A 25,437-nucleotide genomic window follows, 5' to 3' on the forward strand; every position below is an offset into this window, starting at 1 on the left:
CCTTTTTTATCCTTTCTGAAAATGATACATACAAATCGCGGCAGCGGCAGACACATTCAGAGACCCGACAGCACCGCGGGGAGGAATGCGGCATATTTCATCGCACTTATCGCGCGTCAGGCGTCGCATACCGCTCTCCTCATTCCCCAGCACCAGAAGCCAGGAACGATCTGCCGAAAACGCGCTCAAATCCTTCTCCGCATGCTCAGAAGTCCCCAAAACCCACAAACCCGCATCCTTCGCCACATCCAGAGCACGGCTCAGATTCGTCTGAACAGAAAACGGAACATACTCAACCCCGCCCGAAGCCACATCGTACACCGCGCCCGTCATCGAAGCGGAACGATCTCGACTAAGCAAAACACCGCGCACCCCAAAAAAAGCCGCAGAGCGAAAAATCGCCCCCAGATTTTGCGGATCCTGCACCGTATCCAGCGCCAAAAAAAGACCCGCAGTATCGGCAAACAACGCCGCGAGATCACAACCCGGATGTTCTTTAACCGCAGCTTCCGCATCTCCTCCACGAAACCGACCACCCCCTCCGGCAAACACGCGCACACCAATCCTCTCCGCCTGTTCCCGCACAACTCCCCACGCACCACCCGGTTTGGCGGGCAAACGAACCTCAATCACATCTTGCGGACGCTTGTCCAGAACCGCCAGAATACTGTGCGGATTTTTGAGATAAATCGGCATATTGTGTCTATTTGCTCTCAAACTTATCGACTCGCGGCACGCGCTTCTCCAACTCAACCTGTGACGTAACAGGCTTTGTTCCAGCGCCGTAAAAATAAACCAGATGCCCACCCGTATATCCCGCCGCACACACCAGACCCGCGGTAACAAGACCAAACACGAGATACACATAGCGAACAAACCCGACAAATTTCTTTTTCAAAACAAAATGCGTGCGCACCAGTGCCAGAGCAACAGCCAAAAACGCGGTGACCGTACCCAGCGTATCGTGATCCTCTAAATCTGCGGCAATACCATCGATATGTTGCGCAACCTCCGCAGCACTATCCCCTGTAAGCGCAACCGGAATCGCGGTCACAGCACCCAGCGAAAAAAGCAAAAACCCGGCTCTCAAAAAAAAATCGCGGTCATTTAATATCCCAATCGCATCGCAAACAACGCCGATGACCAGCAACACAATGGGAAAATGTGCGATAAGAGGGTGAATATCCATAATGGAAAATGAGATCGTTTTCTTTATGGGCGCAAGTCGAGTTGCAATGGCTCTGCATACCGCGGGTCTGCAACGGGCTGCCCCGGCCACGCGCCTTCCAGGAACGTAATGCTATTGTAGAAATCATCCAATGCGATAAACTTTCCGTTCTCCTCTGCCCATTCCCGCATGCGGCGGTTACAACTGTGACGCCACGACAGCACTTCTATATCCCAGCCCTTGCCATACATGCGCTCTATGTCTGCGTGAAACCCAACACCATCAACAAAGCCACTACCATCGCCGGTAAGGAGAACAGCAATGCCCGGTACACCGTTATAATCCACTGTATCGCGGAGCATAATTGTTTGCAGAACTTGATCCACGCCCTGTTCGCTGCCGTGCAATGCCCCGCGTTCCAACAACTGCACCTCAACATCCTCATTCTCGAGGCGATTCCACACCTGGCGCAACTCTGGTGGAATAGAGCCAACAGCTATCGCCCGCTCAATGGGCCGGCCTGCATGTGCCAGAGCGAGGAGATTGCGAAAATGAATACGCACGCGCGAGCGAGCCGCCTCCCCCTCGCGCTCTGCAGCGGCCTCTTGTGCGCTAATAAAAATATTGGAATTATCCACATAGATGAAAACCTTCTTCATTGATCCAATTCTCCTGTGAAACGACCCTGAACTTTCAAAATGTGAAGTTAAAAGAAAAAAAATATTTCAATCGCGCGAAAAATCCATTACAATGGGCGGATTAAAATACAAACAAACAAGCCCCACCACAAGGAAGGATTGCATGAACGACCGACCAAACATCTTATTTATGCACTCGCACAACACCGGAACCTATATTGAACCCTATGGACACGCCGTACCAACGCCGCACATGCAGCGATTGGCAGAACAAGGCGTCTTATTTCGGCGGGCGTATGCCACAGCCCCCACCTGTTCGCCCAGCAGAGCCAGCTTCTTAACCGGCATGTACCCTCATTCCTGTGGCATGACGGGCCTTGCACACCGCGGCTTTGCCATGACGAATTACGACTGGCATGCAGCCCGCATCTTCAAGACACATGGCTACTTCACCGCAACCGCTGGCGTAGAACACACCGCACCGGACCTGGACACCATTGGATACGACGAAATCCTCTCCGGACTGGACACAAATTACCCCGGCCAGCCCAAATGGATCGAACCCGCCGACGCCGTCGTAGATTTCATAAAAAACGCACCCCAACAACCCTTCTTCCTCAACCTCGGCCTAAACGAAACGCACCGACCATTTCACAGTGCCGAACCCGACAAATACCCCGCAGAACGCAAACAATACTGCATTCCCCCCCGTCCCCTGCCCGACACGCCGGAAACCCGCGCCGACACAGCCGACTACAAAGCCTCTGCGCGCATCATGGACAACCACTACGGCAACGTACTCGCAGCACTCGAAGAAACCGGCCTATCCGACAACACCCTCGTATTCTGCTTTGCCGACCACGGCTTACAATTTCCGCGCAACATGTGCAACCTGACAGACCACGGCATTGGCGTGTACCTCATCATACGCGGACCGGGTGGATTTGAAGGCGGAAAAGTCGTAAACGCGATGGTCAGCTTAATGGACCTGTTACCCACGGCATATCGCGCTGCCGGCATAGAAACACCCGACCACGTACAGGGAAAAACTCTACACCCTCTGATAAACGAGGATCATCATCGGGAAGAAATCTTTTCAGAAGTCACCTATCACGCCGCGTATGAACCTATGCGCAGCATCCGCACCGAAAGATACAAATACATTCGGCGATACGACAACCGCGACAAACTCGTATTGCCCAACGTCGATGACACACCCACAAAAGCCTTCTTACTCAATCAAAACTGGGAAAAATTGCCGCGCGATCAGGAAATGTTATACGACCTCATATTCGACCCCGATGAAACGCACAACATCATCGACCGGGAAGACCTGGCACCTGTGCGGAAGGACCTGAGCCATCGATTGGAAGCATGGATGAAAGAAACGCATGACCCCCTCTTGCCAGACGGACATGTCCCTGCACCGGGCGGGTCTAAAGTCAACAACTCCGACGGGCGCTCGCCGAACGAGACGCCGGAGGTCGTGGTGTAGGTTAGATACTTTTTTAAGGAGACACCCCATGAAAATGCAAGCATCATTACTTTGGGAGCCGGGAAGACCGCTGGAAGTGGAAGACCTGGACCTGGAAGGACCGAAAGAAGACGAAGTCATGGTACGCATGACCGCCACCGGCGTATGTCACAGTTGTTTGCACGTCGTAGATGGAAGCTGGACCGGATATCCAATGCCCATGGTATTGGGTGATGAAGGGGCTGGCATCGTCGAAGAAGTGGGACCCGGCGTACGACACGTAAAACCCGGCGACCACGTCATCCTATCCTGGGCACCGGCATGCGGTCGCTGCCACTACTGCGTAACCGGCCTATCGCACTTATGTGAGCACCAGATGCCGGACAAAGGCGTATTAATGGACGGCACATCCAGAATGAAAATAAAAGGACAAACCGCGTACCATTACGGACCCGCGTGCAGCTATGCCTCATACTCCGTCATGCCCGCCTCCTGTGCCGTCCCCATCCGGAAAGACATGCCCCTCGAAGTAGCCGCCTTAATCGGCTGTTCGGTCATGACCGGCGTAGGCTCCGTCATCAACACCGCAGCCGTAACGCCTGGAGCCAGCATGGCCGTATTCGGCACAGGAGGAATTGGCCTGAACGTCATACAGGGCGGAACCCTCGTCCAGGCACACCCCATCATAGCAGTCGATATCAACCCCGCCAAATTGGAATACGCGAAATCCTTTGGCGCGACGCACACCATAGACGCCAGCAAAGAAAATCCGGTCGAAGCCATAAAAGACCTCACCGGACGCGGGGCGGATTATTCATTTGTAGCAGTCGGCAACGCGCAAGTCATCAATCAAGCCTGGGACTGTCTCGCATCCAGGGGCCAGTGCTTGCTCATCGGCCTGCCCCCAACCGGCTCCACCGTCACATTTGACACCGGCAGCCTCCAATCCAACGAACGCATCCTGCGCGGCTGCAGGTATGGAAGCGCGAGAACCTGGGACGACTTCCCGCGCATGGTAGAACTCTACCTCGCCGGAAAACTAAAAATCGACGAACTCGTAACCCGGCGGTTCGACCTCGAAGGCGCAAACGAAGCCTTTGACGCTCTGGCCGCTGGAGAAGTCGCGCGGGGATTAATCGTCTTCTAAAAATATCAAAGACTATCTACAGGACTCGAAGCGGAAAAAATATTGATCATACCGCGTTGCGAAAGCGTGTCTGAAAGCGAAACCCGGGGAGAATCGGTCCGGCTCGTATCCATAACCGCAACTGGCGATTCGGGGGACCCTGTCGTTGTGGGATCCGGCTGCGACTGGCGGATACCCAAAACCGCAAACAGCACAATCCCCATCGCAAAAGCCATCTGATAAACGGGCCAGCGCACGGGAAACACATCCGACAGCGCACGCCATATATTGAACCCACTGCGTTCTCGCGCGGACATCTGTGCAACAACAGCATGGCGAATCGCCGGATCGGGTTCCAGCCCGCCGGACCTGGGAACCGCGAGCACCTGGCTCAACAACTCATCCACATTCTCTTTCCTTTTAAACGGAATAACCCGCCTCATATCCATCTCCTCATCCACACAGGGAATTTCGTCCCTGAAGTTTCTCTGCCAACTTCTGCGTAACATGGTGCAGTCGCGATTTAACCGTCCCCTCCGGACACCCGAGAATCTGGCTAATCTCTCGAATACTGCGACACTCCTGATGCCGCAATAAAAACGTCGTACGCTGATCCACACTGAGCTTATCCAGCTCATCCATCAGCGCACTTAGAAAAGCCCGTTCATCGCACGCCTTTTCTATCGCATAAGCGCCATCAACCCACCCACAATGCATATCGATATCGGGATCATTAACCACAACCTTCCGCACACTCTGCTTGCGATACTCATTCTTGCACATATTGTGTGCAACCGTATAAAGCCAGGACGTAAAGGCATTCCCCCGCTTAAAACGGGCGGGCTTCTCGACAATCTTCAAAAACAAATCCTGGAGAAAATCCTGCGCCTTCTCCTCGTCCCCCCCCAGCATGCGATGGAAATAGTAAAGCATTCGCTTGCTATATCGGGTATAAAGTTCGTCAAAAGCGGCCGTATCGCCCCGCTGAATGCGGGCCATGAGCTTTTCATCGGAAAGCGTGTGATATTTTCTCAGGAACATAAAAAACCAAACAGTATGTGATTTATAGCGCGTTTCTACGTATGCATACACCTGTTTTGCCAAAAGGTTCAAACTTTTTTTATTTTTTATTTATATTGAGAGGGTGTATAATTTGATTTGTACAAACCCCTCAATTAAATCGGAGACACAATGGACCGAGTAAAACGTCGCGACTTCATAAAAAAAGCCGGACTTGCCGGCGGTGCTGCATTATTGGCGGGCTGTGCATCCCCACAGGAAACCGGGGCACCCGCTGTACAAACGCGAAAAAAATACGAATGGAAAATGGTCACAACCTGGCCGCCGCACTTCCCCATCCTGGGAGAATCTGCTGAACACATCGCCAAATGGGCAGAAGAAATGTCCGAAGGCCAGCTCAAAATACAGGTCTATGGCGGCGGCGAACTCATCCCCCCCCTCGAAGGCTTTGACGCCGTCAGTGCCGGAACCGCGGAAATGTGTCACGGCGCCGCGTATTACTGGGCGGGAAAAGCGCAGGCAACCCAATTCTTTGCCTCTGTACCCTTTGGCATGAACGCCCAACAAATGAACGCCTGGATCACCAGCGGCGGCGGACTCGCCTTATGGGAAGAACTCTACGCCCCATTCAACCTCATCCCCATCCCCGCAGGCAACAGCGGCGTACAAATGGGCGGCTGGTTCAACCGCGAAATCAACGCCGTAAGCGACTTGCAGGGCCTCAAAATGCGCATCCCGGGCCTCGGCGGCAAAGTCATCTCCAAAGCCGGCGGATCCGCTATCTTATCAGCCGGAGCAGAAATCTTCACCAACCTCGAACGCGGCGTCATCGACGCAACCGAATGGATCGGACCCTATCACGACACACTCATGGGCTTTTACAAAGCCGCCAAATACTACTACTATCCCGGCTGGCACGAACCCGGCACCGTCATAGAACTCATCGTCAACAAATCCGCATATCAAACCCTGCCCAAAAACCTGCAAGACATCGTGCGAACCGCAGCAGCGCGCGCAAATGCCTGGGCACTATCGGAATTTGAGGCGAAAAACAATGTACATCTGCAAACCCTCATAAAAGACCACAACGTCATCCTGAAAAAATTCCCCGACGAAGTCCTCAACACACTTCAACAATACGCCGGAGAAGTCGTGGATGAACTCGTCGCAGCCGATGCCATGAGCAAAAAAGTATATGAATCATTTGAAGCATTTCGGAAAAAAATGAACGGCTGGGCGGCGATATCGGAGAAAATCTATTACGAGAACTTGAGTGCATGATCATCAGCCCCCCAAATATTTTGGCAAAGACGTCGCCATCTCGGGAAAAGTAATCACGAGCGTCAGCCCGATAAGCTGAATAATAATAAACGGAATAATCCCCCGATAAATATGGCCCGTGCGGACCTCGGGCGGGGCGACCCCCTTCAGATAAAAAAGCGAAAAACCAAAAGGCGGCGTCAAAAAAGAAGTCTGCAAATTCATCGCAATCAAAATACCCAACCACAGAAGATCCACACCCAACGCCACAAAAATAGGCGCAACAACCGGAACAATAATAAACGTAATCTCGATAAAATCGATAAAAAATCCCGCCACAAAAATCATAACCATCACAAGCGCGAGAAACGCCCCCGGACTCATATTTGCCGACAGAATCAAATTCGTCAAATACGCATCGCCGTGCATACCGCGAAACACCAGACCAAACGCCGTAGCCCCAACCAGAATAATAAAAACCATACACGTCAGATGCGTCGTCTCCACCATCACCGCCTTCAGCGTCCGATATGAAAACTTCTTTTGCAACACCGTCAAAAGCGTCGCGCCAAACGCACCCACTGCCGCCGCCTCGGTAGGCGAAGCAATCCCCGCAAAAATAGAACCCAGCACCGCAACAACCAGAACAGCCGGCAAAATAAACGCCTGAAAAACGCGCTTCACCATCGCCCTGCCGTGAAACTGCGCGAGTTCCTCCTCTGGCATCGCCGGAGCCCACTCGGACTTAAAAATCGCAATCAAAATCAGATAAACCGCATAAAGACCCACCAGAACAAACCCCGGCACCACCGCCCCCACAAACATATCCCCAATCGAAACATTCAGCACACTACCCAGCAGCACCAGCACAATACTCGGCGGAATAATCTGCCCCAGCGTACCCGACGCCGAAATCGTCCCCGCGGCGACCTCGGGGCGGTATCCCCGCTTCAGCATCGTCGGCAAACTCAGCAAACCCATCGTCACCACAGTCGCGCCCACAATACCCGTAGAAGCCCCAAACAGCGCCCCCACAGCAACCACAGAAATCGCCAGCCCCCCGCGCAAATGCCCAAAGAGCAACGCCATCGTCTCCAGCAAATTCTCAGCCAGCCCGGACTTCTCCAGCATCACCCCCATAAACACAAACAAAGGCACGGCAATCAGCACATAATTCGTCATCACACCCCAGATACGCAGGGGCAAAAGATTAAAAAAAGCCGGACCAAACGTCAAATAGCCCAAAATAAAAGAAACACCACCCAGCGTAAACGCAACCGGAAAGCCCACCAGCAACAGAAGAAAAAGAACCCCAAACAAAATCAGGGGCATCGCCTCGATCATCCACCCACCTCCTCATCGCGCCCCAGGACGGAAAGCAAAGACCGACACGCCAGCCCCAGACCCTGTAGCAAAAGCAGAACAAAGCCGAAAGGAATAGCCGCCTTCAGCACCCAACGCGCGGGCAACCCCCCCGGATCGGGTGACGTCTCCCCAATGTGGAACGCACTAACCACAAAATACTGTGAACTCACAATCACAATCACACAAAACGGAATCAAAAACAGAACACTACCAACCAGATTCACCCACGCCTTCTTACGAGCGGAAAACCGGCTATAGAACACATCCACCCGCACGTGTTGATCGTGCTTGAGCGAATACGCCGCGCCCAAAAGAAAAATAAGCGCGAACAAATGCCATTCCAACTCCTGAACAGCCACCAGGCTATTCTTCAGCAAATAGCGGGTAAAAACATCGTAGCACACCACCGCCACCAGCACAGCGGTAAGCCACGCAATCGCCCTACCAACGCGCTCATTTAATCCATCGACAAATCGGATATATGCTCTTAAAACCTGCAAAATGCGCTCCTGAAACTTGCGTGCCTCAAGAAATCACCCTTCCATCGCCTGCTGAATTTCATCTATAGATGGCTCATCACCAGGCTGTGTTTTTTGTAGGAAATCTCCAAATTTAGCGATCACGAGGTCAGGATTTTTTCCACTCAGACGACTCTTCATCCACTCGATAGTCTCATCCTGTTGGACAGCAGCTTGAAGCCAATAGTTTACCAAGGTGTTAAAAGACATATTTTTCTTTTTTGCCAGCCGCATCGCTTTGTCCTTTAGTTCGTCCGGCAATCGTACAGAAATCGCGCTCATGGTTTGTCTCCATCGGCTATAGATACAGGTCACAGAATTGTTGAGGAGTCAAAACTACCAGATCTGGAAATCTCAACTCACCTGTTCGAAAGTCTGTAACATTTTTTGTTATCACTAAAGCGTTGGTTGCAACAGCCGCTTCTAATACAAAATTGTCCTCTTCATCGGGCAGGTTTTGAAACTGGGAGAGCCTATACGGCGACATAGTCCAGCTACAAGTACATTTGTATCGAGAACGACCAGTGGCGGCGTTGCCAAGTTATCATCCCTTAAGCGGTAGTCTGATTGTGACGCTAATATTTTTTAATATAAATTGATAATAACAAAAAAAGCAATTTTTGCCAAAAAGCGATCCACCAAAGAATATAAATAATAATCCGCATAGTAAACGGCAAAACATGACCTTTGATATAGGATCATTTTTTGTGTAAATTCAAAATGGCATATTAAATTTACACAAAAAACGCGCCCATGAATTATCGCTCTTACCCAAAAAAGGAGTAACCGCATGCCAGAACAACCGAACATCCTGCTCTTCATCAGCGACCAGCAGCGCACGGACACCCTGCGGTGTTACGGCAACGACTGGATACAATCGCCGCATCAAGACGCATTGGCAGAGCGCAGCTTCGTCTTTGAAAACACCTACGTCACCCAACCCGTATGCACCCCCGCGCGCGGATCCCTCATGACCGGCCTGTACCCGCACAACCACGAATGCATGGTCAACCGCGACCACTTGCGCGACGAAATCCCATCCATCGCAGAAATGCTACCCGACACCTATCGGAAAGCCATGTTTGGCAAATGGCACCTCGGCGACGACTCCGTGCGACAACACGGCTTTGACGAATGGATCAGCACAGAAGACGACCACCGCAACAAATACTCCCGCCCCGGCCTGCCCTTCAGCAGCTATTACTACTGGATGAAAGAACAGGGCATAGAACCCCAAAACAACAGCGCCACCGGAGAAATCATCTACTCACCGCGCCAGCGATCCCAACTCCCCGCAGAATACCAGATGGGCACCTTCATCGCCAACCACTCCGAGCGATTCATCCGGGAAAACACACACCGCCCGTGGCTCCTCGTATTCAGCACATTTGAGCCACACCCCCCAATGACCGGACCCTACGACGGCATGTACGACCCCGATGCCCTGCCCGTTGGCCCCACCTTCATCAAAAAACCAGAAGGACACGCCCTGTTTAACCGCGCCCGCGCAGAACACTACCTCAGCAACAGGGTTGAAGGCCAGGACATGCGACAAGAACACTCCTGGCGAAAACTGCGGGCGCAATACTACGGCAACGTAAAAATCATCGACGACGCCATAGGCCGCATGGTACAGGCACTGGAAGAAACCGGACAAATGGAAAACACCATCTTTGCCGTCACCAGCGACCACGGCGAAATGGCGGGCGACCACGCCATGTTTGAAAAACGCGCATTCTACGAAGAATCTGCACGCGTCCCCATGATCTTAAGCGTCCCGTGGCTCACCCAAACGCAAAAGCGCATCGACGGCGTCTTTGGACACGCGGACCTCATCGCCACCCTGTTGGAACTCGCCAATCAGCGCCCAACCCTCCCGGGCCGCCCGTGTGCCGATGTCTTAAACGGCGGTGCCGACCTGCGCGACCACACCGCATTCATGGAATGGAACGGCATAGGCGACCGCAACCTGGGCAACCCAAAAATCAACCTCATGGCCACCTTGCCCTGGCGCTGTGCCGTAACCGGAGACCGGTGGAAACTCAACTTATGTGCTGGCGACCAGTGCGAATTATTCGACCTGAACAACGACCCCTATGAAGAAACCAACCTCTTTGACGACCCTGCGCACCGCGACCGGGCGCGAGAAATCGCGGCCCGCATTCGACTGTGGCAACACCAGACCAATGACCACGCGCCATTGCCGGCGATATAAAGGCAAAGAAGACAGCGAATAACTTGAGCTGTCTCACCGATGAACACAGATAAACACGGATGAAAGGCAAAAGCGAAAGGCAAAATCAAAACCTCTGGATCGCGGCTTACACCCTGCCGCGATGACGGGTACTTTCTACGTCTCACGTTTCACCTTTATGATTTACCTTGCAAATAAGAAAAGAATGGCTATATTGCATACATTGTGAGAATGCGGAATTGCAGGTATTAGCGGAACTTCCCCTTCCCCACCCATTCGGTCCGACTCTCTGGTCCCGTATCAGAAAGCGGTGTAGTATGTTTCACATCTCTTGAGGAACCCTGCCATGGACGACACGGCACTGTTAAAACTGCTGGCGGCTGGGATAGACGAAGACGTTGCTGCTACACAACTGAACATAACTCCCCAACAGGTAAAAGGACGAATCAGGGAATATTTGCAAGCAGGCATATTAAATTGCAACGGCGAACGCGAAACCATCAACTGGAAAGCCTTTGGCAAATGGAAAAAACTGGCGCAAACCGTTGAAACCGTGCATTAAAACCAAAACAGAATTACTCAATAAGATGGGCAGTCGCCTGTGAGCAACTGCCCGTTTTTTTTCGGAAAAAAATCGTGAGAACAGGTACAAGGTACACCGCCATTCTCTTTCTTTTGCACCTTGCAACATCTGCCTCAGCAACACAGGTACAAATGGGCGTAGATGTATTTTTGGCACACCACACCCATCTGGTAGAAAATGCACGCGTCGGCCTGATCACCAACCCCACGGGACGCACAAAAACAGGCACCACAACAATCGCCGCCCTGCAACAGCACCCGGACGTAAACCTCGTCGCCCTATTTGCACTTGAACACGGAATCACAGCAAAAGCAAAAGCCGGCGAACACGTGCGCGACACGCAAATGGATAGCCTGCCCGTATATTCCCTCTACGGAAGCGGCCGCTCCTTGAAATCCGCACTGGACAACATCGACGTCATAATCTACGACATACAGGACGTGGGCAGCAGAGCCTACACCTACATCTGGAGCCTCACCAAAATCATAAAAGCCGCGGGCGAACACAACAAACGCGTCATCGTCCTCGACCGCCCCAACCCCCTCGGCGGACTAACCGTAGATGGACCCATAAGCGAAGAAAAATGGCGATCCCTGGTCGCGGGCCTATATCCAGTACCCCGCGCGTATGGACTTACCGCAGGCGAACTCGCCCGATATCTCAACCGGGAACACCTCCTCGCCTGTTCCCTCACAGTCGTACCCCTGGAAGGCTATCAGCGCAACACGCGCTGGGCGGACATCGGACGCAACTGGATCCCGCCATCCCCCAGGATCCCATCGCCCGAATCTGCCATATGCTTTGCCGCAACCGGAACCATTGGCACATTGGGAACCCTGCACATCGGCATAGGAACCCACATGCCCTTTCAAATCGTCGGCGCGCCGTGGATCAACGCAGAAAAAACAGCCCGATACCTGAACGCCATGCAACTGCCCGGCGTAGAATTTCAACCCATAATCTTTAAACCCGACACATGGCTCTTTCGCAACAAAAAAGTACAGGCTATATTCCTGCACATAACAGACCCCGTCGCCTTTCGACCCACGCGCACAGAAGTATCCATACTCGCCCATCTCGTAGCGACATATCCCGAATTCAAAATCCCAAAAGACCGGCATGAACGCTTTGACAGTGCCATGGGAACCAGCACCGTGCGCGAAGCCCTCTTAAAAGGCGACAGTGCGCGGGAAATATGGGAGCGATGGGAATCGGCGTTGGAAAAATTCGCTACTGTGAGGGAAAAATACTTTTTGTATTAAAAAGGAGCCCCCCATGCCCGGCGTCATATTCTGGGATGTCGATACCCAATACGACTTCATCATGCCCGACGGCAAACTCTACGTCACCGCATCGGAAAAGCGCTTGCCGAACCTCAAAAAACTCACAGACTATGCCAGACAACGGGACATCCCCATCTACGGCTCGGTTGACAACCACCAGATAGACGACCCTGAAATCTCCGACAACCCGGACTTCCTGAAAACCTTTCCCCCCCACTGCATCGCCGGCACAGAAGGACAAAAAAAAGTACCTGAAACCCAACCGCAAAACCCCCTCTGGATCGACCCGGATGCCCCGGGCGACCTCATCGGTCGGGTACAAAAACACACCGGGGAAATCATCTTTCGCAAACAGCGCTTTGACGTCTTCACCAACCCCAACGTCGAACCTGTACTCAACGCCATCAAACCCGACCGCATCGTCCTCTACGGCGTAGCCCTCGACGTCTGCAACGCCTACGCCATTAACGGCTTCTTAAAACGCAACACAGCGCCCATCTATCTCGTCCTGGACGCCGCACAAGCCATCGTTCCCGAACGCGGCGACCGCCTGGTAGCCGAATGGCGACAACAGGGCGTCGAAATCGTATCCACCGATGAAATTGTCAACCCTAAAAACGTAAAAGCAACCACAGATGAACACAGATAAACACAGATGAAAAGGCAAAAACCTCTGGATCGCGGCTCAAAACCATGCCGCGATGACGGGCATGCCTCGCCCCTACAAACATCAACAATTTTTAATTCTTAATTTTTAATTTTTAATTCCCATGAACGTCTTCCTTCGCCTCGTCACCTATGTTCGCCCTTACCTGGGCCGCGTGTGCATCGGCATCGGCGCCACCCTCGTCATGATCGGCCTGGATGCCGCGCAACCCCTGCTCATGCGCGAAGTCATCGACAACATCTTGACCCCCTACTTCACAGAAGGGAATTATATTGGCGGCGACTTCTCCGACACAAAAATCGCAGCCGACTTCGACCGCCTCCAATACTACGCCCTGCTCCTCCTCGGCGTCTATATCCTCCACACCATCTTCAGCTTCATCAACCGCTACCTCCTCAACCGAACGGGTCAGGACATCCTCTTCAGCCTCCGCGTCCAGGTCTATGACCACCTCCAGCGCCTGGGACTGCGCTTTTACAACGACCGCAGCACAGGCGAACTCATGTCGCGCGTAACCGCCGACGTCGAATCCCTCCAATACACCGTCACAGACACCCTGGAACGCGTACTCGTCAATATCGCAACCATCATCATCTACGGCAGCATCCTCTTTGGCCTCAGCTTTGAACTCGCCCTCATTACCCTGTTGCCCATGCCCATATACAGCATCCTCATCATCTTCTACAACCGCACCATACGCCCCTATTACACCATGGCGCGCGAACGCATAGCCGACATCAGCGCCCTCTTGCAAGACAACCTCTCCGGCATCCGCGTCATCAAATGCTTTGCCCGCGAAGGCCACGAACTCTCTCGCTTCACCCAAAAATGCAAAGCCTTCCTCACCATCAGCATCACCATCATCAAAACCCGCGTCGCCTTCTTCCCCCTCGCCCGATTCATCATCTCCATGGGGCCCCTCCTCGTCCTCCTCTTTGGTGGGCAACAAATCATCTCGGGCACCCTCACCATCGGCACCCTCTTCGCCTTTCAAAGCTTTCTCTGGCGCTTCTACGGCCCCGTAGAAAGCCTCACCCGCATCAACGACACCATCGTGCGCGCAGCCGCCTCAGCGCGTCGCATCTTTGAAATCCTGGACACCCAGCCCGAAATAAAAGACACCCCCAACGCCCGCGCCTTTGCCCGCCTGAACGGCCGCGTTGAATTTCAAAACGTCACCTTTGCCTACGAACACGGCCCCCCCGTCCTCCAGGGCGTATCCCTCATCGCACAATCCGGCCAGCTCATCGGCCTCGTTGGACCCAGCGGCGCGGGCAAAACCACCATCATCAACCTCATCTGCCGCTTTTACGACCCCGACTCCGGCACCGTGTGCGTTGACGGACATGACCTCAAAAACATGCAACGCGCATCCCTGCGCAGCCAAATCGGCATGGTCTTACAAGAACCCTTCCTCTTCAACGGAACCATCCGCGAAAACATCGCCTACGGCAAACTCAACGCCACCGAAGCCGACATCATCAACGCCGCCATGATGGCCAACGCCCACGACTTCGTCTGCGGATTTCCGGACGCTTATGACACCCACATTGGCGAACGGGGCGTGCGCCTATCCGGCGGCGAAAAACAGCGCATCTCCATCGCCCGCGCCATCCTCAACGACCCGCGCATCCTCATCCTGGACGAAGCCACATCCTCTGTTGACACCGAAACCGAAATGCTCATCCAAAAAGCACTCGAACGCCTCATGGAAGGCCGCACCACCTTTGCGATCGCCCATCGCCTATCCACCGTGCGCCGCGCCGACTGCCTCTACGTCATCGACCGCGGCAAAATCGTCGAATCCGGCACACACACCCGGCTACTCGCCAGCGACGGCCTCTACGCCCGCCTGTGCGACATGCAATTCGCGCTGGAAGAGGCATAACATGGACCTCATGATACAACAACTCATCCCCGAAACCATTGACATACGTCAAAACGGCGACAGCCTGGTCCTCTTTGCCGACGGAGAAGAACTGTACATCGATCACATCGTGCGATGCTTCCCCTTCTCCACGCCCGACCAGTGGATCAGCCTCCGCGACCGGGACGGAACCGAACTCGGCCTCTTGCCCACACTCGACGGACTAAACACACAATCCCGGGCGCTCATTGAAGAACACCTCAAAGACCGCTACGACATCCCCAAAATTCAGACCATACGCAACATCGAAAGCAACAAAGAAGGCGGCACAACCTGGGACATCGACACCGACGCGGGACCTATGGACTTCACAATCCGCGGCGATCAGAACCTCAACCTCAACGCATTCCCCGAAATCGTATTCACCGACGCCATAACGCGCAAACGCTACAAAATCCCCGACTATACCAAACTCGACCGCGTCAGTCAAAAAATCGCCCGCGCGTACCTGCCCATGAGCTCTCGCCACTACTCCGGACGGCGAGGGGGCAGGAGCAGGCGATAAACAAAAAAAGCCGCTGGACAATATATCCAACGGCTAAAAACCTTCTGGATCGCGGCTCAACAGCATACCGCGATGACGTGCCTTTAACGTCTTGTATCTTACGTTTTATCGGTGTTTATCGGTGTTCATCTGTGGTTGCATTTCCCGCATTTCACCTACTTCCCCCTCCTCAACCCCATCATCTTCGACGCGATCTCGACCTCCTCGGCAAACGCCTCTGCCGCCTCGTCATACGTATCAAACGGATCGCGGAAACTCAAATGGTATTCATTTTCCAAATACACCGAATCCCAATCCACAATATACCGCACCCGATTTTCCGACAACGTCTTCACCATCGCCGCCCGCGCCTTTGCCCGCGTATCAGCCGGAGGCGTCCCACAAGCCTCCTCAACGCGATCATCGGTCAACACGCGCTTCATCTTCCCCTGTTGCTCCAGATCGAAATACAACCCGCGATTGGGATCGATATTGTGATACTCCAGATCCAAACTCTGCAACCACGGATCGTCCCAACTCAAATTCTCCGACTCGCGAAACGCATCCAACAACCACTTCTTTGCCACCCAATCCAGACGATCGGTCAACTGCATCGGATTGGACTCCAGATCATCCAGCGTGCGCTCCCACTCATCCAGCACCCAATCCGACTCCTCATCCAGACCTCTCAAATGGCGCTGCGACAAATCCAGATAAACGCGCTGAATATCAATCGCCGAAATAGAGCGCCCATTTTGCCGATCCAGAATCCACTTATGCGTTGGATCGCGCGAAATCTCCTTCAATGCCCACACCGGATCGCCCAGCGCCACCACATCCCCCGGGAAAATCTTCCGCTCCAGAAGATTCAGCACCATCGCAGTCGTACCGACCTTCAGTGCCGTCGCATACTCCGACATATTCGAATCGCCCACCAGAAGGTGCAAACGGCGGTACTTGCTGTGATCTGCCAGCGGTTCATCTCGCGTATTGATAATCGCGCGAGAAAACTGAATCCATTGATAAATCTCCGTCACAATATGATCCGCACGCTGAGAAATCTGGAAATTCACCGGATCCTCCCGATTGACCGCATCGCGCGCATTGTGCCCATAATAATAAAAACTATCGTCATAACTGCCCACGCGACCTGCACCGCAGAAAATCTGGCGCGTCACCAAAAACGGCAACAGCGCGGGAATCACAACCGTTGAAAACGGCACATTGCGCCTGACCAGATAATTTTCGTGACAGCCAAACGTCGCACCCGTATAGTGATCGATATTATTCTTCAAAAACGACGCTTCCTTGGCCAACCCCAGCGCGTGCAATGCCCGATGCAAAATGATATCGCCAGCCCGATCAAAAGCCACAATATCCCACAACCCCATACACTCGGGCGTCGCGTACTCCAGATGCCCCATATCGATATAAATCCGCCCGGCATTAAACAAAAAACCCCCATTGCCCGGGGGTTCATCCCGTCCGCGATAGTGAATATCCACAATCCCGATACGGTCAACGTGAAAAATGTGATCCTTAACCTTCACCGAAATGGTATCTGGACTCACAAAACCCTCGTGCTCGGGTGCCAAACACCCATACTCGGTTTCAATGCCAAAAATGCGATCTCTCATGAGGACCCCTCAGTGAACTGCGCCAGAGCGGGCGCAATTTCTTCTACACCGACATTGCGGTACTTATTCTTCCCCAACTGCGACCGTTCGAGCACCACCGCCTCCACCTCCAAATCCTTCAACTCCGCTTTGAGCACATCATCCACATCGACCTCCCCGACCACCTGCTCGAGATTCTCAGAATCGGCAGGCACCTCATCCATCTTCCCAATCCATCGCCCTATTGCCCAGGCGCGAAGCGCAGCACCTGCGGCATCAGACAGTGACAACGCCGCCGTATCCAGGCCCGACAACTCGCGCACCATCATCACATCCGCCTCCACAACGCCCCCCACAGCAGCCCACTTCTCGTGCCGGTGAAACGCCCCATCGTAATCCACTGAATAAAAAATGTGCGCCCCCTCCTGCCCATCCAGCTCCGCGAGAAGCACCCGCGCCAAAAAAGGGGACCGCACCACATCGTCAAACCCCGCCTTAATCGCAGGACCGAGACCAAAATACACAATCTGACGCAGTGTCACATCGTCCTCGGAATAATTAAACCCAATCGAATGCGCCATATCAATCGCGGCCTGTCGCAGATTCTCGATATCCGTCGAATGCCCAATCCCCGCGACCAAAATGCGATCGTACACCTCAAACACCTTTTGCTGACTCTCCGACAGCGTCAGCAACAAAATCCCATCTTCATAACCCACCCCCACAACCGGACTACCCGCCCGAATCTGATCCTCAATATAATCGCGCCGATTCGCAACAGCCTCTGCCCAGCGATACGGCTCATCAGACAACATCATGCGCGTCCCGCCTCCTCCCCATCCACGTATTGAACATAAAGCTCCCGCAACGCCTCGGTCTCGATCTCCGCCAGACCCGACGCCGTAATCGTCTTCACCGACGGAAAAATATCAGCCGACCGCTCGTATCGTCCCGTCGCCGAATCGTATTCCGACGCCGTATCCAGAAGCTGAAGCGCGTGCCCGATAGCCGCATCCCGATCCATATCCACAAAGCGCCGACCGCCCCAGCGATTCAAATAATACATCGCACCGCGAATCGCCGGCGACCCCGACCCCGTCGTCGTAAAATCCGCACTCTCAAACTGCGCCCCCAGCGCATCGTAAAAATAAATTTTACCCCGCGCATCCACCCGGTCATACGTCGCAAAAATCGGAATCACAGCGCCAATACCCTGCATCGCCATCGGCAAATTATCCTTGATCAGCAGCGACAACCGGCGCAACTTCGCCTGCAAACTCATCTCCTGAAGCAAACGGCGGCGATAATACTGAAACGCATGCTCCAGAATCCGCGCAATCTCAAACGCAATCGAAGGCGACCCCGAAATTGCCATCACCGAAAACGCATCCAGATCAATCACCTTATCCGCGCGGTCGTAAAGCACCATATTGCCCGCAGTAGCGCGGCGATCCCCTGCAACGAGCACCCCATCGGCATATTGAAAAGCCAGAATCGTCGTCGCATCCGTCGGCTCAAACGGCAGTGCGCGCTCGGCCTGCACATCGCCCAGATTCTCACCCGGAAACCGATAGCCCGATTGCCGCAGCAAATCGACAAAATCTCCACCCGATTGCATGGGCTACTCGCCTGTACGCTGGCGATAGCGCCGCGCCTGATTGGGATCAACGCGCCGCATGCGCCGCAGCAAATCCCGTGTATCTGGCCGCTCCACCTTCGGGCGTGCGGGGCCACCATCGCCATCATCACCCGGACCAGGTCCTCCCGGATCGACCGGCTTCGTCCGTCGTTCAAACTGCAAGACCTTATCCATCTACGGCCTCCTTTCCACCTTGTCTAACGCCTCTAAAAAACTCTCCAACGTCTCCGAACGATCAAGTACCTCATTATAACGCACTACCCGCTCTTCATCCACCAATAATTTCATATCCACTGCATGCTGGCGGCCATTGCGCTTAAACACAATGCGATCCCAGTTAATCGACGACACATAATCGCCGAACTTCTCCAAACTGCGCCCTCGAAAATACGCCCGCGTACCCGAAGGCGGCTCCGACATTGCCGCTGCCACCTCATCATCGCCCACCAGACGCACCATCTGCCCTTGCGACTCCAGCAAATAATACAACCCCGCGTCCCGATCCACATTGCTATATTCCAGATCCTGGCTCTGCATCCAGAACAAATCATCGGGATTATCCCACGCCAGATCCTCCGCCTCGCAAAAACTATCGATCAGCCACTTCTTCGTCACCCAATCGCACACCCCCACCAGATCCATTGGATCGCGGCGCAACTTCTCTATCACATCTTCCCACGCCGACAACACCCAATCCGTCTCGCGATCCCGCCCGGCAAACTCGCGCCGTGCCAGAGCCAAAAACGCATCCTGAATCTCAACCGCGGGAATTAGGCGATGGCCGGGACCCTCGACCTCTACCAGCCACGCATACGACTGATCCCGGGCGATATTCTTCATCGCCGCAATCGGATCCTTCAACTGATAATCCGGCAAACAACCCGCCTCAATCAAATCGATCACCAGCGCCGTTGACCCCACCTTGAGCGCCGTAATATACTCCGACATATTGGCATCGCCCACAATCACATGCAACCGGCGATATTGCGCCGCATCTGCGTGGGGTTCATCGCGCGTATTCACAACCGGACGCTTGTGCATCGTATCCACACTCGCGATCACCTCAAAAAACTCCGCGCGCTGCGACAACTGATAAATCGGTGCGCGATCCTCGCGCTCAACACCCACCTTGCCCGCCCCACAAAAAATCTGCCGCGTGGGAAAAAACAGCAACAACCCCTGTAATATACGCTCGAAGGGCACCGAGCGATCCATCAAATAATTCTCGTGACACCCATAGCTATGCCCTTCGAAATCCGTATTATTCTTGTACATTCGCACAACGCCCTGATCGAGCATCTCCGTGCGCCGCTGCGCGCAAATATCCACAATGCGCTCCCCCGCCTTATCCTGTGCCACAAGCTCGAACAAACTCGTACACTCACCCGTTGAATACTCCGGATGCGTATGATCGTTGTAAAACCGGGACCCATTGTAAATAATCAAATCGCTCTTCAATTCTTTAAACGGAATTTTGCGCTTGCGGTCCTGCTGCAAATGCACCTTCTCATCGGCATCATTCAACAGATTTTTAACCTCGAACCCCCGCTCATCCCGCCGGGGATTCTCCAGCCGATAATCCCACAACGGAACAAAAGCCCCCTGCTGATAGCATCGAATCAACTGCATCGACTCTTCTACCACATCGACCTTATCCACCTCGTCAATCGTGATCCCATATTCCGTTTCTATACCGAATAAGCGCGTCATATCACACCACGCCATGCCTTGAGGCGCGCCGCTCTCGCCGGGGGCGAATCGGCACTGCGCGCACCACATTTTCGGGATCGTAATCCAGCAACTTCAACCAATCCTCTGTATTATCCGTCGGCGGGAAAATCTCATTCTCGCTGTACTCCGTCTCAATCCCCACGAGCAAATCGTCAAAACCAATCCCATCTTCCGTGCCCGACGCAATACACCGCTTAATCACAATCTCCTTCGCGCGCTGCACAATAGACTCGAGAATAGCCCCACTACACAAATCCCCACGGGTCAGCACCTCCTTGCGACCACTCCTGAGCAACACCTCCAGAAAGCGCGTATCATCGCGTTTGGCATATATCTCTGCGATCGCGCGCGCCGCGAGATCGTCAACCGCGGCCTGCACATCGCCGTCCTGCGCGATTAACGCATCCTCTGACAGCGGCAAATCAGCCGTCAAATAAATACCCAAAATCTCGCGCGCGGCATCCTCATCTGGACGAAGCACCTTAATTTTGCGATCAATCCGCCCCGGGCGCAAAATTGCCGGATCAATCAAATCGGGACGATTGGACGTCAAAATAATCACCACATCTTGCAGCGAATCGATCCCATCCATCTCGGAACAAAACATCGGCACAACCGTATTTGAAATATTGTGCGACCGAATCGCCCGCCGCGTCCCCAACACCGACTCTGCCTCATCGATAAACACCACCGGCAAAAACCCCTCGCGCCGCTTCTCGCGCGCCTGAGAAAAAATCTCGCGCACCTTGCGCTCCGACTCACCCAACCACATATTCAAAATCTCAGGACCCTTAATATGCATAAAACACGCCTTGAGATTCAGGCCGTCTGCCTGCACCTGCTTCTCCAGATTATACGCCGTCGCCTTCCCAATCAGCGTCTTGCCGCACCCTGGCGGACCGTACAGCAAAAACCCCTTGGGCGTACTGTACTGAAACCGCTTAAACAACTCCGGATGCAACACCGGCATCTCAATCGTATCTTTAATCGCCTGAATCGCATCCTTTTGTCCACCGATCTTCTCCCACGGCAAATCGGGCACTTCCTCCAGATAAAAATCCTTCACCTCGGAATGCGGCATCTTCTCCAGCGCCACGCGAAAATGCGGATCGATCCGCACCTCTTCGCCCGCCTTCAACGCCTCGGCCTCCAGATCGGATCCCCGCAGCAAAACATGCGTCTGCGAACCGTGTTCTTGCCCCACCTGCAAGCGCCCATCATCCAGCACATCGACAATTTTACCCACCGTACCCGACGGAGACTCGCCCATATCGCCCACCACGGCAAACGCCTCATTCACCAGCACCCGCGTCCCCACCTTCAAACGCCGCTCATCCAACCGCGAATCCACATTGGCGTAATACTCTGCCCCACCCACCGTAATATACGCGATGCCATTCTCCGGTGCCGACAGCAGCGTCCCCACCCGATTGGCCGGCGCCGTCACCTTCTCCAGCGCCCCTTCCAGCTCCACAATCGTGCGCCTCGCCTCCTCAAACGTAATCTCATCCTCCTGAAGCTGCCGGCGCAACTGGAACAACAGGGGTCGCCGTCGATCCGTCTCATCCATCGTCATCAAAATCTGATCGATAATCGACAGCGACTGAAACGTATGCTGCATATCCACATAGTCCTGAAGAAAATCTTCAGGTGACTTTCTCTGACGATCAGAATCATTGGTATTGATGGCTCACCTCCTGTCGGGATGTTCACCTATAGCTTCAACAAGGCTGCGATTATTATAGGCATCGGCATAATCTGGGTTCAGTTCTATTGCTCTGTTGTAGTCTGCGATAGAACGGTTATATATGCCTTTTTTTTCGTATGCATTGGCTCGAACAAAATAGACCACAGCAAGTTCTGGATCAAGTTCTATGGCTCTGCTCAGATCCTCAATAGCACGGTCAATCTTGTCTTTGTTTAAATAGGCCATGCCGCGACTAAAATAAGTCAGGGCATCATCTGGCCTCAGCGAGATCACTTTGTCAAAGTCCAAAATGGCAAGGTCATACGCGCCCTTTCTGACATACGCAACAGCCCGACTCTTATAGGCAGCAATGTAACTGGGTATCAAATCTATCGCCTTGCTGTACTCTGCAATGGCACAATCATAAGCATCTGCGATGCTATAAGCAGAACCGCGATTAAAATAGGTCAAGGCATGCATAGTAACCTTTCGGCGTTTTTCACGTGCCTCTATTCCAGGATAAATCTTGACTGAATCTACATCAAATTCCACGTCTTCTGTAGTACTCATCGCGTAAGCCCCCTGTAGCATCAAATGCGGTGATCAAACGAAGCAGAGGTACATCTTCGTCAGAATAGACCACAACTAATACCCGACCTGCGGCAGTTGCCCCTATCCATCTGGACCGGTCTTCATACCCTGATAGATCTGAAACCTCGAATCCATTTGGATCATCAAATGCCGCAACAGCCTCATAAAACTGGACTTCATGCTTCTCTTGAACTTCTCGATATTTGTTTTCGTCCCATACGAACCCGATATCCATCTACTCACTCACCCATCCTGTAATCTTGCCCATCACTGGATAAAACCTCTGGATCGCGGCTCAACCCCATGCCGCGATGACAGTTGCTTTTAACGTCTTATATTTTTGTATCTTTGTGTCTTTGTGTGAGGCCTCACGTCAAGAATACCATATCTCAAAACCCGTGTCAAGCCGTGAACCTACTCCTTTTCGAGCTTCTCTAACTTGCGCTCCATATCGATCTTAACCTCTGCGACAATATTGGCAATCGGATCTCTCTTCCCCGCCTTAATCACCGTGGGCCTATCGATATCAAAATGCACCTTGTGCTCTATCACCAGCCCGCGCGTCGCATCGATCACCCACGCCCCCCCACCTGTACCCTTCCCACTGTAATACAGAGACGCCGCACTCACATCAATCCACCCCGCGTACTCCACCTCACTATCCTCTTCAATATGCACCTCCACGCGCCCCTTCGCATTCTTGATATTCTTCACCTCGTACGTACTCTTAATTTTAATCTGCGAATCGCGCCCCAGCATATCCATACTCGCAAAAGGGCGCCAAAAATCGCGCTCGCCCGTCCAGGTATCGCCCTCATTAACCGGACCCTCTGGCAAAACGGGCGCAAACGCGGGCATCGCCCCCTGGTACAAATCCGTAATCAAATCCTGCCGCTCCACGCGAAACGCCGGAAAATCTGGCTCGAACTTCTGCACCCTCCCCTCGGGCGTCACCTGCCAGGTAAAAACCTTATCATTAAACATATCAAACGTAAATGGAAACTGCTCATACGTCTGCTTCTCGCCCAGAAAAATCGCAGCACTCAAACCCTTTTTAATCACAGCCTGGACGCCCATCACCCCTTCGGGAATCGTCCTACCCGGCAACGCCCGGGGCACAACAACCTCTTCATGGCTGCGCCACTCATTATCTATAATCACGCGAATATGCCCGCTCTGCATCACAATCTGCTCGCCCATATTGCTGTAATACTCCACCCGGAACTTGTGCTTATATCGCGCCTTGCGCCCCTCTGGGAACTTCAACGTCACTGCCGTGGGTTGCGCCCAACAATCGGCGGCAACACCGACGAGCAACCCCAAAATAATCGTTAATTTTGATATACGCATAACAGCCTCCTTTACCGCCTTCGCGTGCGCTTCACCCGCACGGGTCGTCCGCCTTTCTCTGCCGACTCCCATGCGGCCTCTGTCAACTGAATCACGCGCAAACCGCACACCGGCGGCACCTGAACTTCATCGCGCCCCAAAATCGCATCCACAAAATTTTGATCGGGACTCACAAACCGCGAAGGCAAACTATCTGCATCTACCTCCAGGGGTGCTCTGCCACCGTATTTACACGTCAGCTTCCCATTGCGAGAATAAATCGCCCCCTTCGTGCCCCAAATCGTAATATCCTCCCACATCCCCGGACCCGGACCCGTCCCCACAACAGAAAAATTCGCCAGCGCGCCATTCTCAAACACAATTGACAGCGCCGAATTGATATCCACCTCCGTATCCAGATAATCCATAAACGCCGACACGCGCGCGGGCGCCTGATCCACCATCCACAGCACAATATCCAGCAAATGACTCCCAGAATCATTCAACTGACCCCCACCCGACAGCGCGTGAACCTGTCGCCACTTCCCCTGTTGATTCTCATACCAGTGTTGATCTTGCATCGCCTGAATAAACTGAACCTCTCCGATCTCCCCGGCCTGAATCTGATTCCGAATAAACCGAAACGTCGGCGCCAGATGCCGCTGATAAGACACCATCAAAATGCGATCCACCTCCTCTGCCTTATCCATCACCTGAAACGCGTGATCAACCGTACACACCATCGGCTTCTCCGTCAACACGTGCAGACCCTTATCCAGACTATCCATAATCTGTTCAAAATGCAACGTATGCGGCGTAGAAATCTCCGTCGCATCCATCGCCACCTCATCCAGCATCTCCCTGTGATCTGCAAACCTCGGCAACGCCTCTGTCTCTGGCACGCGCTCGTACAACCGCGCAAAACTCTCATCACTCGGATCTGCAAGCGCCACAATCTCCACATCCTGCATATCCATCAAACGCCTGATATGACCGCTCATATTGCCACCGCACCCGATCAAACCCATTCGCACCTTCTCCATTTACGTCTCCTTTTGAAAACCTTCTGGATCGCGGCTCAACTGCATGCCGCGATGACTCCTCCCACTTCACACTTCTATCCGTGCTCGAATATAG

Annotated in this window: 27 protein-coding genes; 9 read left to right on the forward strand and 18 right to left on the reverse strand. The window is 53.4% G+C overall.

All coding sequences use genetic code 11. The features are described 5' to 3' along the window. Positions 1-6 precede the first annotated feature (6 nt). From OXH16_17870 to OXH16_17880, 3 genes are read right to left on the reverse strand one after another with little or no spacing between them, the layout of a single operon-like run. The gene (locus tag OXH16_17870) at positions 7-696 is read right to left on the reverse strand and encodes an RNA methyltransferase (protein MCY3683268.1); all 690 of its coding nucleotides are present in this window, start codon (positions 694-696) and stop codon (positions 7-9) included. A gap of 7 nt (positions 697-703) precedes the next feature. Further along, entirely contained in the window at positions 704-1,189 is a 486-nt protein-coding gene (locus OXH16_17875; GenBank protein MCY3683269.1) for a DUF2231 domain-containing protein, read from the reverse strand. 23 nt (positions 1,190-1,212) lie between these two features. Continuing rightward, positions 1,213-1,827 carry an NYN domain-containing protein gene (locus tag OXH16_17880; protein ID MCY3683270.1) on the reverse strand — a complete coding sequence of 205 codons (615 nt, stop codon included), beginning with the start codon at positions 1,825-1,827 and terminating at the stop codon, positions 1,213-1,215. A 142-nt stretch (positions 1,828-1,969) separates the two neighbouring features. Between OXH16_17880 and OXH16_17885 the strand changes: the two genes are divergently transcribed. Continuing rightward, a complete protein-coding gene (locus tag OXH16_17885; protein ID MCY3683271.1) occupies positions 1,970-3,301 on the forward strand; it encodes a sulfatase in 1,332 nt (443 codons plus the stop codon). 28 nt (positions 3,302-3,329) lie between these two features. Then, the gene (locus tag OXH16_17890) at positions 3,330-4,427 is read left to right on the forward strand and encodes a Zn-dependent alcohol dehydrogenase (protein MCY3683272.1); all 1,098 of its coding nucleotides are present in this window, start codon (positions 3,330-3,332) and stop codon (positions 4,425-4,427) included. Positions 4,428-4,432: 5 nt separating this feature from the next. Here OXH16_17890 and OXH16_17895 read toward each other — a convergent pair whose 3' ends face one another. Together OXH16_17895 and OXH16_17900 are read right to left on the reverse strand one after the other, a co-directional pair. Then, positions 4,433-4,849: a hypothetical protein gene (locus tag OXH16_17895; protein ID MCY3683273.1), complete on the reverse strand. Its 417-nt coding sequence runs from the start codon at positions 4,847-4,849 to the stop codon at positions 4,433-4,435. Positions 4,850-4,859: 10 nt separating this feature from the next. Beyond that, the gene (locus tag OXH16_17900; protein ID MCY3683274.1) at positions 4,860-5,405 is read right to left on the reverse strand and encodes a sigma-70 family RNA polymerase sigma factor; all 546 of its coding nucleotides are present in this window, start codon (positions 5,403-5,405) and stop codon (positions 4,860-4,862) included. Between the two features lie 192 nt (positions 5,406-5,597). Between OXH16_17900 and OXH16_17905 the strand changes: the two genes are divergently transcribed. Further along, complete coding sequence (locus OXH16_17905) at positions 5,598-6,707, forward strand: TRAP transporter substrate-binding protein (protein ID MCY3683275.1); 1,110 nt, start codon at positions 5,598-5,600, stop codon at positions 6,705-6,707. A gap of 3 nt (positions 6,708-6,710) precedes the next feature. Here the strand turns inward: OXH16_17905 and OXH16_17910 are convergent, their stop codons facing one another. Genes OXH16_17910 through OXH16_17920 form a run of 3 tightly spaced genes read right to left on the reverse strand, consistent with a single transcriptional unit; the run spans position 6,711 to position 8,851 of the window. After that, positions 6,711-8,030 (reverse strand): TRAP transporter large permease subunit, encoded by a 1,320-nt coding sequence (locus tag OXH16_17910; protein MCY3683276.1) that lies wholly within the window; start codon positions 8,028-8,030, stop codon positions 6,711-6,713. Continuing rightward, the gene (locus tag OXH16_17915; protein MCY3683277.1) at positions 8,027-8,551 is read right to left on the reverse strand and encodes a TRAP transporter small permease subunit; all 525 of its coding nucleotides are present in this window, start codon (positions 8,549-8,551) and stop codon (positions 8,027-8,029) included. Before OXH16_17915 ends, OXH16_17910 begins: the two co-directional genes overlap by 4 nt. A gap of 33 nt (positions 8,552-8,584) precedes the next feature. Beyond that, positions 8,585-8,851, reverse strand: coding sequence for a hypothetical protein (locus OXH16_17920; GenBank protein ID MCY3683278.1), 267 nt, complete (start codon positions 8,849-8,851; stop codon positions 8,585-8,587). A 508-nt stretch (positions 8,852-9,359) separates the two neighbouring features. Between OXH16_17920 and OXH16_17925 the strand changes: the two genes are divergently transcribed. The 6 genes from OXH16_17925 (at position 9,360) to OXH16_17950 (ending at position 15,728) form a co-directional block, all read left to right on the forward strand. Continuing rightward, positions 9,360-10,784 carry a sulfatase-like hydrolase/transferase gene (locus OXH16_17925; protein MCY3683279.1) on the forward strand — a complete coding sequence of 475 codons (1,425 nt, stop codon included), beginning with the start codon at positions 9,360-9,362 and terminating at the stop codon, positions 10,782-10,784. Positions 10,785-11,109: 325 nt separating this feature from the next. Next, entirely contained in the window at positions 11,110-11,325 is a 216-nt protein-coding gene (locus tag OXH16_17930; protein MCY3683280.1) for a hypothetical protein, read from the forward strand. 74 nt (positions 11,326-11,399) lie between these two features. Next, a complete protein-coding gene (locus OXH16_17935; GenBank protein ID MCY3683281.1) occupies positions 11,400-12,608 on the forward strand; it encodes a DUF1343 domain-containing protein in 1,209 nt (402 codons plus the stop codon). 13 nt (positions 12,609-12,621) lie between these two features. Next, the gene (locus tag OXH16_17940; GenBank protein ID MCY3683282.1) at positions 12,622-13,278 is read left to right on the forward strand and encodes an isochorismatase family protein; all 657 of its coding nucleotides are present in this window, start codon (positions 12,622-12,624) and stop codon (positions 13,276-13,278) included. A gap of 121 nt (positions 13,279-13,399) precedes the next feature. After that, positions 13,400-15,184, forward strand: coding sequence for an ABC transporter ATP-binding protein (locus OXH16_17945; protein MCY3683283.1), 1,785 nt, complete (start codon positions 13,400-13,402; stop codon positions 15,182-15,184). Position 15,185: 1 nt separating this feature from the next. Next, positions 15,186-15,728, forward strand: coding sequence for a DUF1854 domain-containing protein (locus tag OXH16_17950; protein ID MCY3683284.1), 543 nt, complete (start codon positions 15,186-15,188; stop codon positions 15,726-15,728). Positions 15,729-15,883: 155 nt separating this feature from the next. Here OXH16_17950 and OXH16_17955 read toward each other — a convergent pair whose 3' ends face one another. From OXH16_17955 to OXH16_18000, 10 genes are all read right to left on the reverse strand, one after another. Further along, positions 15,884-17,344, reverse strand: coding sequence for a proteasome accessory factor PafA2 family protein (locus OXH16_17955; protein MCY3683285.1), 1,461 nt, complete (start codon positions 17,342-17,344; stop codon positions 15,884-15,886). After that, complete coding sequence (locus OXH16_17960) at positions 17,341-18,141, reverse strand: hypothetical protein (protein MCY3683286.1); 801 nt, start codon at positions 18,139-18,141, stop codon at positions 17,341-17,343. Before OXH16_17960 ends, OXH16_17955 begins: the two co-directional genes overlap by 4 nt. Next, positions 18,138-18,941: a proteasome subunit alpha gene (locus OXH16_17965; GenBank protein ID MCY3683287.1), complete on the reverse strand. Its 804-nt coding sequence runs from the start codon at positions 18,939-18,941 to the stop codon at positions 18,138-18,140. Before OXH16_17965 ends, OXH16_17960 begins: the two co-directional genes overlap by 4 nt. A gap of 3 nt (positions 18,942-18,944) precedes the next feature. Continuing rightward, positions 18,945-19,136 carry a ubiquitin-like protein UBact gene (locus OXH16_17970; protein ID MCY3683288.1) on the reverse strand — a complete coding sequence of 64 codons (192 nt, stop codon included), beginning with the start codon at positions 19,134-19,136 and terminating at the stop codon, positions 18,945-18,947. After that, a complete protein-coding gene (locus OXH16_17975; protein ID MCY3683289.1) occupies positions 19,137-20,741 on the reverse strand; it encodes a proteasome accessory factor PafA2 family protein in 1,605 nt (534 codons plus the stop codon). Then, complete coding sequence (locus OXH16_17980) at positions 20,674-22,314, reverse strand: AAA family ATPase (GenBank protein MCY3683290.1); 1,641 nt, start codon at positions 22,312-22,314, stop codon at positions 20,674-20,676. The genes OXH16_17975 and OXH16_17980 overlap by 68 nt, the downstream gene beginning before the upstream one ends. 69 nt (positions 22,315-22,383) lie before the next feature. Then, on the reverse strand, positions 22,384-22,950 hold the full coding sequence (locus OXH16_17985) for a tetratricopeptide repeat protein (protein MCY3683291.1): 567 nt from the start codon (positions 22,948-22,950) through the stop codon (positions 22,384-22,386). Further along, positions 22,922-23,206 carry a BrnT family toxin gene (locus OXH16_17990; protein ID MCY3683292.1) on the reverse strand — a complete coding sequence of 95 codons (285 nt, stop codon included), beginning with the start codon at positions 23,204-23,206 and terminating at the stop codon, positions 22,922-22,924. The genes OXH16_17985 and OXH16_17990 overlap by 29 nt, the downstream gene beginning before the upstream one ends. Positions 23,207-23,385: 179 nt before the next feature. Continuing rightward, entirely contained in the window at positions 23,386-24,321 is a 936-nt protein-coding gene (locus OXH16_17995; GenBank protein ID MCY3683293.1) for a hypothetical protein, read from the reverse strand. Between the two features lie 11 nt (positions 24,322-24,332). Further along, positions 24,333-25,343, reverse strand: a complete 1,011-nt coding sequence (locus tag OXH16_18000) for a Gfo/Idh/MocA family oxidoreductase (protein ID MCY3683294.1) — start codon at positions 25,341-25,343, stop codon at positions 24,333-24,335. Positions 25,344-25,437 lie beyond the last annotated feature (94 nt).

This window comes from Gemmatimonadota bacterium, assembly GCA_026705765.1.
GTDB lineage: Bacteria > Latescibacterota > UBA2968 > UBA2968 > UBA2968 > VXRD01.

Coding starts and splice junctions, on each gene's coding strand:
- OXH16_17870 (MCY3683268.1), bottom strand. CDS start 696: ATGCCGATTTATCTCAAAAATCCGCACAGTATTCTGGCGGTTCTGGAC.
- OXH16_17875 (MCY3683269.1), bottom strand. CDS start 1,189: ATGGATATTCACCCTCTTATCGCACATTTTCCCATTGTGTTGCTGGTC.
- OXH16_17880 (MCY3683270.1), bottom strand. CDS start 1,827: ATGAAGAAGGTTTTCATCTATGTGGATAATTCCAATATTTTTATTAGC.
- OXH16_17885 (MCY3683271.1), top strand. CDS start 1,970: ATGAACGACCGACCAAACATCTTATTTATGCACTCGCACAACACCGGA.
- OXH16_17890 (MCY3683272.1), top strand. CDS start 3,330: ATGAAAATGCAAGCATCATTACTTTGGGAGCCGGGAAGACCGCTGGAA.
- OXH16_17895 (MCY3683273.1), bottom strand. CDS start 4,849: ATGAGGCGGGTTATTCCGTTTAAAAGGAAAGAGAATGTGGATGAGTTG.
- OXH16_17900 (MCY3683274.1), bottom strand. CDS start 5,405: ATGGCCCGCATTCAGCGGGGCGATACGGCCGCTTTTGACGAACTTTAT.
- OXH16_17905 (MCY3683275.1), top strand. CDS start 5,598: ATGGACCGAGTAAAACGTCGCGACTTCATAAAAAAAGCCGGACTTGCC.
- OXH16_17910 (MCY3683276.1), bottom strand. CDS start 8,030: ATGATCGAGGCGATGCCCCTGATTTTGTTTGGGGTTCTTTTTCTTCTG.
- OXH16_17920 (MCY3683278.1), bottom strand. CDS start 8,851: ATGAGCGCGATTTCTGTACGATTGCCGGACGAACTAAAGGACAAAGCG.
- OXH16_17925 (MCY3683279.1), top strand. CDS start 9,360: ATGCCAGAACAACCGAACATCCTGCTCTTCATCAGCGACCAGCAGCGC.
- OXH16_17930 (MCY3683280.1), top strand. CDS start 11,110: ATGGACGACACGGCACTGTTAAAACTGCTGGCGGCTGGGATAGACGAA.
- OXH16_17940 (MCY3683282.1), top strand. CDS start 12,622: ATGCCCGGCGTCATATTCTGGGATGTCGATACCCAATACGACTTCATC.
- OXH16_17945 (MCY3683283.1), top strand. CDS start 13,400: ATGAACGTCTTCCTTCGCCTCGTCACCTATGTTCGCCCTTACCTGGGC.
- OXH16_17950 (MCY3683284.1), top strand. CDS start 15,186: ATGGACCTCATGATACAACAACTCATCCCCGAAACCATTGACATACGT.
- OXH16_17955 (MCY3683285.1), bottom strand. CDS start 17,344: ATGAGAGATCGCATTTTTGGCATTGAAACCGAGTATGGGTGTTTGGCA.
- OXH16_17960 (MCY3683286.1), bottom strand. CDS start 18,141: ATGATGTTGTCTGATGAGCCGTATCGCTGGGCAGAGGCTGTTGCGAAT.
- OXH16_17965 (MCY3683287.1), bottom strand. CDS start 18,941: ATGCAATCGGGTGGAGATTTTGTCGATTTGCTGCGGCAATCGGGCTAT.
- OXH16_17970 (MCY3683288.1), bottom strand. CDS start 19,136: ATGGATAAGGTCTTGCAGTTTGAACGACGGACGAAGCCGGTCGATCCG.
- OXH16_17975 (MCY3683289.1), bottom strand. CDS start 20,741: ATGTGGTGCGCGCAGTGCCGATTCGCCCCCGGCGAGAGCGGCGCGCCT.
- OXH16_17980 (MCY3683290.1), bottom strand. CDS start 22,314: ATGCAGCATACGTTTCAGTCGCTGTCGATTATCGATCAGATTTTGATG.
- OXH16_17985 (MCY3683291.1), bottom strand. CDS start 22,950: ATGAGTACTACAGAAGACGTGGAATTTGATGTAGATTCAGTCAAGATT.
- OXH16_17990 (MCY3683292.1), bottom strand. CDS start 23,206: ATGGATATCGGGTTCGTATGGGACGAAAACAAATATCGAGAAGTTCAA.
- OXH16_17995 (MCY3683293.1), bottom strand. CDS start 24,321: ATGCGTATATCAAAATTAACGATTATTTTGGGGTTGCTCGTCGGTGTT.
- OXH16_18000 (MCY3683294.1), bottom strand. CDS start 25,343: ATGGAGAAGGTGCGAATGGGTTTGATCGGGTGCGGTGGCAATATGAGC.